The sequence below is a fragment of the Frigoribacterium sp. AC759 genome (assembly GCF_979256015.1).
The window spans coordinates 1-247 of record NZ_CEEDMT010000149.1; the positions used below are offsets into that span (position 1 = coordinate 1).

Below are 247 nucleotides of genomic sequence, written 5' to 3' on the forward strand. Positions count from 1 at the left end.
GCCACCGCGGGCGGGAAGCAGGTCGACGGGTCCGCGTCGTTGATGCCGAGGTGGTCTGCATCTCCCGTCTGACGACGGATACCGTGCGGCCCATCGGTCAAGACGCTCGAACGGATACCCGCCTCGTTGAGGGCCTTGGTGGACCAGAAGTCGCGCCCTGAGAGGAGAGAAGCCGTCTCCTCGAGGGTGAGGGTGCTGATGTCGATGGTCATGCGTGTGCTCCAGAAGGCGTTGTGGTCAGGCTGGC

The 247-nt window shown here is 65.2% G+C and carries 1 protein-coding gene; it reads right to left on the reverse strand.

The features are described from left to right. A partial coding sequence (locus ACZ6JE_RS15440; protein WP_464319517.1) for a hypothetical protein occupies positions 1–212 on the reverse strand: 212 nt, incomplete at its 3' end. Positions 213–247 lie beyond the last annotated feature (35 nt).